Annotated in this window: 7 protein-coding genes and 2 pseudogenes; 5 read left to right on the forward strand and 4 right to left on the reverse strand. The window is 69.1% G+C overall.

What is annotated here, in order from left to right; all coding sequences use genetic code 11:
• Positions 1-40 precede the first annotated feature (40 nt).
• Complete coding sequence (locus tag ACRWNP_RS36690; protein WP_431969279.1) at positions 41-1,000, reverse strand: NAD(P)-dependent oxidoreductase; 960 nt, start codon at positions 998-1,000, stop codon at positions 41-43.
• A gap of 466 nt (positions 1,001-1,466) precedes the next feature.
• Positions 1,467-1,928 carry an ATP-binding protein gene (locus ACRWNP_RS36695; protein ID WP_431969281.1) on the reverse strand — a complete coding sequence of 154 codons (462 nt, stop codon included), beginning with the start codon at positions 1,926-1,928 and terminating at the stop codon, positions 1,467-1,469.
• 172 nt (positions 1,929-2,100) lie between these two features.
• Here ACRWNP_RS36695 and ACRWNP_RS36700 point away from each other — a divergent pair, with 172 nt between their 5' ends.
• Entirely contained in the window at positions 2,101-2,337 is a 237-nt protein-coding gene (locus tag ACRWNP_RS36700; protein ID WP_431969283.1) for a DUF397 domain-containing protein, read from the forward strand.
• Between the two features lie 89 nt (positions 2,338-2,426).
• A complete protein-coding gene (locus ACRWNP_RS36705; protein WP_431969285.1) occupies positions 2,427-3,335 on the forward strand; it encodes a helix-turn-helix domain-containing protein in 909 nt (302 codons plus the stop codon).
• Between the two features lie 51 nt (positions 3,336-3,386).
• On the opposite strand, the gene ACRWNP_RS36710 is transcribed toward ACRWNP_RS36705, so the two are convergent.
• Positions 3,387-4,202, reverse strand: coding sequence for an SAM-dependent methyltransferase (locus ACRWNP_RS36710; protein WP_431969287.1), 816 nt, complete (start codon positions 4,200-4,202; stop codon positions 3,387-3,389).
• A 235-nt stretch (positions 4,203-4,437) separates the two neighbouring features.
• Here ACRWNP_RS36710 and ACRWNP_RS36715 point away from each other — a divergent pair, with 235 nt between their 5' ends.
• The 3 genes and pseudogenes from ACRWNP_RS36715 (at position 4,438) to ACRWNP_RS36725 (ending at position 5,869) form a co-directional block, all read left to right on the forward strand.
• A complete protein-coding gene (locus ACRWNP_RS36715; RefSeq protein WP_431969288.1) occupies positions 4,438-4,725 on the forward strand; it encodes a DUF1905 domain-containing protein in 288 nt (95 codons plus the stop codon).
• A gap of 147 nt (positions 4,726-4,872) precedes the next feature.
• Positions 4,873-5,088 (forward strand): annotated as a pseudogene (locus tag ACRWNP_RS36720) (transposase); the annotation flags it as partial.
• Between the two features lie 151 nt (positions 5,089-5,239).
• The gene (locus ACRWNP_RS36725) at positions 5,240-5,869 is read left to right on the forward strand and encodes an IS3 family transposase (RefSeq protein ID WP_431969290.1); all 630 of its coding nucleotides are present in this window, start codon (positions 5,240-5,242) and stop codon (positions 5,867-5,869) included.
• Positions 5,870-6,147: 278 nt separating this feature from the next.
• Here ACRWNP_RS36725 and ACRWNP_RS36730 read toward each other — a convergent pair.
• Positions 6,148-6,591 (reverse strand): annotated as a pseudogene (locus ACRWNP_RS36730) (IS701 family transposase); the annotation flags it as partial.

The following is a 6,591-nucleotide window of genomic DNA, read 5'->3' on the forward strand; positions in this document are numbered from 1 at the left end:
CCCCCCCCCCCCTTTCCTCTCCCCCCTCCCCCGCCGCCGCTCAGTTCGCGGCGGCCATGACGGGCAGGACGTTCGCCAGGGACTCGTCGCGCGCGTAGCGGGTCAGCTGCTGCGCGATGAAGGCGAGCGAGGCGGGGGTGAACGCGTCGGTGAAGGCCCCGACGTGCGGGGTGATCAGGACGCCGGGCAGGTACCACAGCGGGTGTCCGCTGGGCAGCGGCTCGGGTGCGGTGACGTCCAGGGCGGCGCGCAGCCGCCCGAGCCCGGCCTCCCGCACCAGCGCCCGCGTGTCGACGAGTTCCCCCCTGGCCACGTTGACCAGGACGGCCCCGTCCTGCATCAGGGCCAGCCGTGAGGCGTCCATCAGGTCGCGGGTCTCGTCGGTGAGGGGCGCGCACAGCACGACGGCGTCGGCGGAGGGCAGCAGCCTGGGCAGGTCCGCGAACCCGTGCACATGCCCGTCCGCCGTGTCGCGCGCGGTGCGGGCGAGCCGGACCACCCGGCAGCCGAACGCGGCGAGCCTGACCGCGACGGCCTTTCCGACCGCGCCCTGACCGACGACCAGGACCTCCTTGCCGGACAGTGTGGGGAAGACGCGGGGCTGCCACTGCCCGAGGGCGTGCCGGCGGAAGAAGTCGTCGAGGCCGCGCTCCGCGGCCAGCAACAGCGTCACCGCCAGCTCGGCCGTGGCGTCGCCGTGCACGCCGTTGGCCGTGGCGACGCGGGTGCCGGAGGGAAGCAGCGCCATGAAGGGGGCGAGGTAGTCGTGGCCGGAGCTGAGGACCTGCAGGACCTCCAGCCGCTCGGTCCGGTGCAGCAGCCGGTCGAGGATCTCGTGCTGCTTGGCCGGTACGGGTGGGACGACGACGAATCGTACGTCCCGGGGGTCGGACGGGAAGGCCGAGAGACCGTCCCAGAAGTGGTACGACAGGCCGTCGGGCAGCGGGCCGGAGAATTCGCCGGACCGATAGGGCAGCCAGACCGCACGGCTTTCTTGCATGATTCGATGTGCTCTTCTGTGGAACCGGAGAACGGGCGTGCCACGCAGGCCGCTCCGGGAGCACCGCCCTTCAGAGCAGGGGCTTTTCCTTCGCGGACGGTCACGTCCGCGGGACCGGAGCATCTGACACCGTTGTCATCACGTGAACCTCCGAAACGCTAGCACATGCCCCGTCAGGGGGTATTGACGGAGGCCGACCGGAAATGGCGGTACGTCCACAAGAGCTGATTCCTTTCCCTGAAAAGGCAAAGGAGAAGTCATGGATCACCCATGAGAGGCGATCAACCACTGGGCACGGGCGGGCCACCAGCGAGCGAGGTGACGGAAGGGCGCAGTGGAACGACGCAGTGGAGCGGCGTGCCGTCCGGCCGCGGCGAGGCATCCCCCCGGCGCCCCGCCGCGGCGCGTCCGGCCCCCGCTCCCCCGTCCCGCGGCGTCCGGTCCGCGCGACACCGCGGGACGGAAGTCACATGGGCGCGGAGATCAGCGCCCAGACGGACTTGCCCGCCTCGTCCGGCGGTGTCCAGCCCCAGGACTCGCTGAGCGAGTCGATGATGTGCAGCCCTCGCCCGGTCTCGGCGAACCAGTCAGGTTCCTTGACCACCGGGATGCCCGTGCCGGGGTCGGCGACCGTACAGAGCACGGACTCGTCGCGGCGGAGCAGGCCCAGCCAGACCGGCCGGCTGGACAACGGTGCGTACGCCGGGTCGTCGAGGCCGTAGCGCACGGCGTTGGTCAGCATCTCCGATACCACGATCGAGGCGGTGTCGACGAGGGCGAGCATCCCCCAACTGCTCAGGGTGGCACGCGTGAACTGCCGTGCGGAACCTGCGGCGTGGAGGTCACCACTCAGGCCGCACGCGGCAAAGCGTGACCCTGAGTCCTCGGTCAGGCCGAAGTCGAGAGGGATCGCCGGATGCGTGGTCATCGGGAACTCCGCAGAGCTGTCGGGCGGGGGGGCGCGTTGCTGTCTGCGCCCACCACTATCCCCGTCGGATCCCTACCGGTGCAAGCACATCTGCAATTACAGTCGTAAGTGCAAGGGTAAGTACATCTGCACGTGCATCTGCATGTGCAGATGGCGTCAAGGAGGCGTAGCCATGCGGGAGTTCGACAACGGCGTGCCGGCCACCGACATCGAGGGCGCGGTCTGGAGGAAGAGCGGCCGGAGCAATCCCAGTGGCAACTGCGTCGAGCTGGCGGTGCTGCCCGGTGGGGGCTTCGCGATGCGCAACTCCCGCCACCCGGGCGGACCTGCGCTCATCTACACGCGCGCGGAGATCGAGGCCTTCCTCGGCGGTGTGAAGGACGGAGACTTCGATGACATGACGGGCTGACAAATCGTCGGCATGCCATAAGATGCGGCTGTATTCGGGCGCGACTCAGTGAGACACTGACTGTCCGCCCAGTCACCACGGGAGCCGGCATGACCGCGACGCGGCCGAGCAACGAACCGTCGATAAGGCAGTACCTGGAGCACCCGCGCGGTGGTCCGACGGTGCTGCGCATCGTGCTCGGCACCCAGCTGCGCAGGCTGAGGGAGTCCCGGGGCGTCACCCGCGAAGCGGCGGGCGACGCGATCCGCGGCTCCCACGCCAAGATCAGCCGTCTCGAACTGGGCCGCGTCGGTTACAAGGAGCGCGATGTCGCCGACCTGCTGACCCTCTACGGCGTGACCGACGAGAACGAGCGCGCGGACTTCCTCAAGCTCGCCCGGCAGGCCAACACGCCGGGCTGGTGGCACCGGTACGCCGACGTGCTGCCCGGCTGGTTCGAAACGCTCGTGGGCCTGGAGGAGGCCGCCTCCGTCATCCGTACGTACGAGGTGCAGTTCGTCCCCGGCCTGCTGCAGACCGAGGAGTACGCCCGCGCGGTGATCCGGCTGGGGCACCCCCGGGCGTCCGGGGTCGAGGTCGAGCGCCGGGTCGCGCTGCGCATGGAGCGCCAGCGTCTGCTGACCGGACCGGAGGCACCGCGGCTGTGGGCCGTCGTGGACGAGGCGGCGCTGCGCCGTCCGCTGGGCGGCGCCGAGGTGATGTCGCGCCAACTGGAGCGGCTGATCGAGGCGGCCGCGATGCCGAACGTGACGCTGCAGGTCGCACCGTTCAGCGTCGGCGGCCTCGCCACGGCGGGCGGACCGGTCACGATCCTGCGCTTCCTGGAGCCCGACCTGCCCGACATCGTCTACCTGGAGCAACTCACCAGCTCGCTGTACCTGGACAAGCAGGACGACGTCGACAACTACCTGGCCGTCATGGACCGCCTCAGCGCCGAGGCCGAGCCCCCGGTCCGGACCCCGGGCATCCTGCGCGACTTCCTCGAGCAGCTGTCGTGAGGTGATGCGGGCCCCGGGGCCGGTCCTGTCGGCCCGGGACCCCGAACACGCTCAGGCCTTGCGGCCGACTCCACCGAACTCGATCCATTCCAGTGTCGCCTGACGGGGCGCCAGGTCGGTGTCGGGGCGCCAGGTGGACACCTCGACCAGCCCCGGCTCCAGGATCTGCAGCCCGTCGAGGAAGTCGTGGACGTCGCTCTCCTGGCGGACCCGGCCCCAGTTGCCCTGGGTGCTGGCGTCCATGAACTCGGTGACGAAGTCGCGCACCGCCTTGTCCTCGCTGACCAGCTGGCACACCACAAGGAAGCTGCCCGGCGCCAGTCGCTCCGCGACCCGCCTGACCAGAGCCGCCGGGTCGTCCTCGTCGGGGATGCAGTGCATCACCGAGACGAACAGCGCGGCGACCGGCTGGCTGAAGTCGATCAGCCGCTCCACTTCGGGGTGGCCGAAGATGCCGTCGGTGTCACGGAAGTCGGCCTGGATGACGGCCGTGTTCTCGTTCTCCTCCAGCAGCGCCCGGCCGTGCGCCAGCACGATCGGGTCGTTGTCGACGTAGACGACGCGCGCGGCAGGGTCGACGCGCTGGGCGACCTGATGGACGTTGTCCTGCGTCGGCAGGCCTGAACCGTGGTCCAGGAACTGGCGTATCCCGTACTCGCGGGCGAGCACACCCACCACGCGCTGCAGGAACCTGCGGTTGTTGACGGCGAGTTCCTTGGTGCTGGGGACGACCTTGAGCAGCTCCTCGGAGGCCTCGCGGTCGACGGCGTAGTTGTCCTTGCCGCCGAGCAGGAAGTCGTACATCCGGGCGACACTGGGAATCCCGGTGTCGATCGCGGTCGGCAGCGGCTCTCGCTCCTGGCTCATCCGGCCCCTCACAGTCCTGCCCACGCCTGGACGCGGGGTGATCGCGGAAGTTCCATTCTAGGCTCAAGTCACCTTGTTGCCCTGCGGTTTCACCCAAGGGAAGGGAATTGATCGCCAATACGTTTGACTCCCGGAGCCCCATCAGCAACCGATTGACCGGACTTGTCCTCCGCACTTCCGTGCACCGCCTGTACGCTGAGGCGGTCCGGCCACCCTGAAGGAACGGGACTGACCCATGGAGCTCGTCTTCGCCGGCCGTGTGATCGAGTGGCGCGGGCCCTCGCCGTACTACTTCGCGACCGTGCCGGACGAGGAGTCCACCCACATCCGCGAAGTGGCCGCGATGGCCACGTACGGCTGGGGAGTCGTCCCCGTCGAGGCCCGCATCGGCGACACCAGCTTCACGACGTCGCTCTTCCCCAAGGACGGCGGTTACCTGTTGCCGCTGAAGGCCGCCGTACGCGGACCCCAGGGCATCACGGCCGGGGACGACGTGACCGTGGAGATGACGGTCCGCCTCTGACGGCGACGCGTCGCGCGGCACAACCGAGTTGCGCACGGGCGGAACGCCGGTGCGCCGCGAACATGGACAACGTCCCAGGTGAAGCTCCCCCTTGATCGTGGACACCTGGAGACTGGGATCTTGAGGTTCCAGAGGAAGTAGCACCAGGTGGGAAGCAAGTACACGAAGCGGTACACCGAGGAGTTCAAGCGGGACGCGATCGCGCTCGTCGATTCCTCGGGTAAGACGGTCACCGCCGTCGCCCGGGAACTCGGGATCAGCTCCGAGTCCCTGCGCGGCTGGTACCGCCGGGCGAAGGCGGACCGGGGCTCGGGCGAGTCCGGTGAGCTGACCAGCGCCGAGCGTGAGGAGCTCAAGCGGCTGCGCAAGGAGGTTCGTGAGCAGCAGCAGACGATCGAGATCCTGAAAAAAGCGACCCTCGCCACCCGGCAACACCTCCAGCAACCGTTCTACCTGGGATGTTGCACCGACCCCTTGATCCCACCACGGCCTTCTTCGCGAAGGAGAACGACCGGTGAGCGAGCTGTACCGGTTGATCCATGCGGAGAAGGCGAATTATCCGATCATTCTGCTGTGCCGGGTCCTGCGCGTGGCCCGTTCCTCCTACTACGCCTGGTGCGAGGGCGAGGCCGCCCGCTGTGCCAGACAGGCCGCCGACGACGCGCTCGCACACGAGATCACCGTGCTGCACATCGCTTCCCGGCACACCTACGGTGTCCCGCGTATCCACGCAGAACTGCGCCGCCTGGGCCGGCGGGTGAACCGCAAGCGCGTCGCCCGCGTGATGCGTGAGCGCGACATCCGCGGTGTCACCCGGCGCAGACGGCGTTCGCTGACCCGGCCGGACGCGAAGGCGAAGCCGGCCCCGGACCTGATCGGCCGCGACTTCCACGCCGAGCGCCCCGTGACCAAGCAGGTCGGCGACATCACCTGCCTGCCCACCGCCGAGGGCTGGCTCTACCTCGCCTGTTGGCTGGACCTGGCCACCCGCGAGGTCGTCGGCTACGCCATGGCCGACCACCACCGCGCCGAGCTCGTCGTCGACGCTCTCGACATGGCCCACGGCCGAGGCGGACTCGAGCCTGGCTGCGTCATCCACAGCGATAGTGAGTATGTGAAGTGCCGGATGTCCCGGGCCTCTTGACCCGCACAGCGATGGACGCGCCAGGATGACGGTGCCGGGATGCTCTCGCGGCCTCCTGACCCGCACTCCGATCGACGGCGCTGTCCTTCCTCGGACTTGTCGGTGGCCCGGGAACATCCCGGCGAGGCGCTCGCCTCGCCGACGGGAGTGACTGGCGGTGGCGCGGGTCTGGTGGACGGCTCGCCAATGGTGCTGTCGCAGGTGGTGTTCGGGTTGATGGTGGGGGACGAGGGCGGTCGCGGCAAGCACGGTGGCGAGGGCTGGGACGGTCAGGCGGATCAGCGGCAGAAGCTCCCTTCCTCCGGCTGCGTGGCTATTCCCACGTCGTCGGCCTGCTCGGCACTCTGGGGCGGCGGGGCGTCCGGTTCGGGGTCGGGATGGTGGGCGCGTCGGACGGTGAGAAAGGCCAGGGCGAGCATCGCGCAGGTGACGTGGCGGTGCCAGGAGTTCCAGCGGCGGACCTGGTACTGACCCAGCCCGGTGATCTGCTTGGCCGACTCGTTGTTCTCCTCGATCTTCCACCTCACGCCGGCCCGGCGTACGGCCTCGGGTAGCGCGGCTTCGCGCCGGTGGTGGACGAGGAAGTAGGCATACTCGAAGTCGATGACACCGCCCGCGAGTTGTTTCTTGTCGGTGGAGCGGCGGATCAGGAGATGGTGGGCGAATCCCTCAGCGGGCTCTTGGCTGGGCAGGGTCACCTCGAACCAGGTCCAGTCGTAGTA

The organism is Actinacidiphila sp. bgisy160 (assembly GCF_965342435.1).
Lineage (GTDB): Bacteria > Actinomycetota > Actinomycetes > Streptomycetales > Streptomycetaceae > Actinacidiphila.

Coding starts and splice junctions, on each gene's coding strand:
- ACRWNP_RS36695 (WP_431969281.1), bottom strand. CDS start 1,928: ATGACCACGCATCCGGCGATCCCTCTCGACTTCGGCCTGACCGAGGAC.
- ACRWNP_RS36705 (WP_431969285.1), top strand. CDS start 2,427: ATGACCGCGACGCGGCCGAGCAACGAACCGTCGATAAGGCAGTACCTG.
- ACRWNP_RS36690 (WP_431969279.1), bottom strand. CDS start 1,000: ATGCAAGAAAGCCGTGCGGTCTGGCTGCCCTATCGGTCCGGCGAATTC.
- ACRWNP_RS36715 (WP_431969288.1), top strand. CDS start 4,438: ATGGAGCTCGTCTTCGCCGGCCGTGTGATCGAGTGGCGCGGGCCCTCG.
- ACRWNP_RS36710 (WP_431969287.1), bottom strand. CDS start 4,202: ATGAGCCAGGAGCGAGAGCCGCTGCCGACCGCGATCGACACCGGGATT.
- ACRWNP_RS36700 (WP_431969283.1), top strand. CDS start 2,101: ATGCGGGAGTTCGACAACGGCGTGCCGGCCACCGACATCGAGGGCGCG.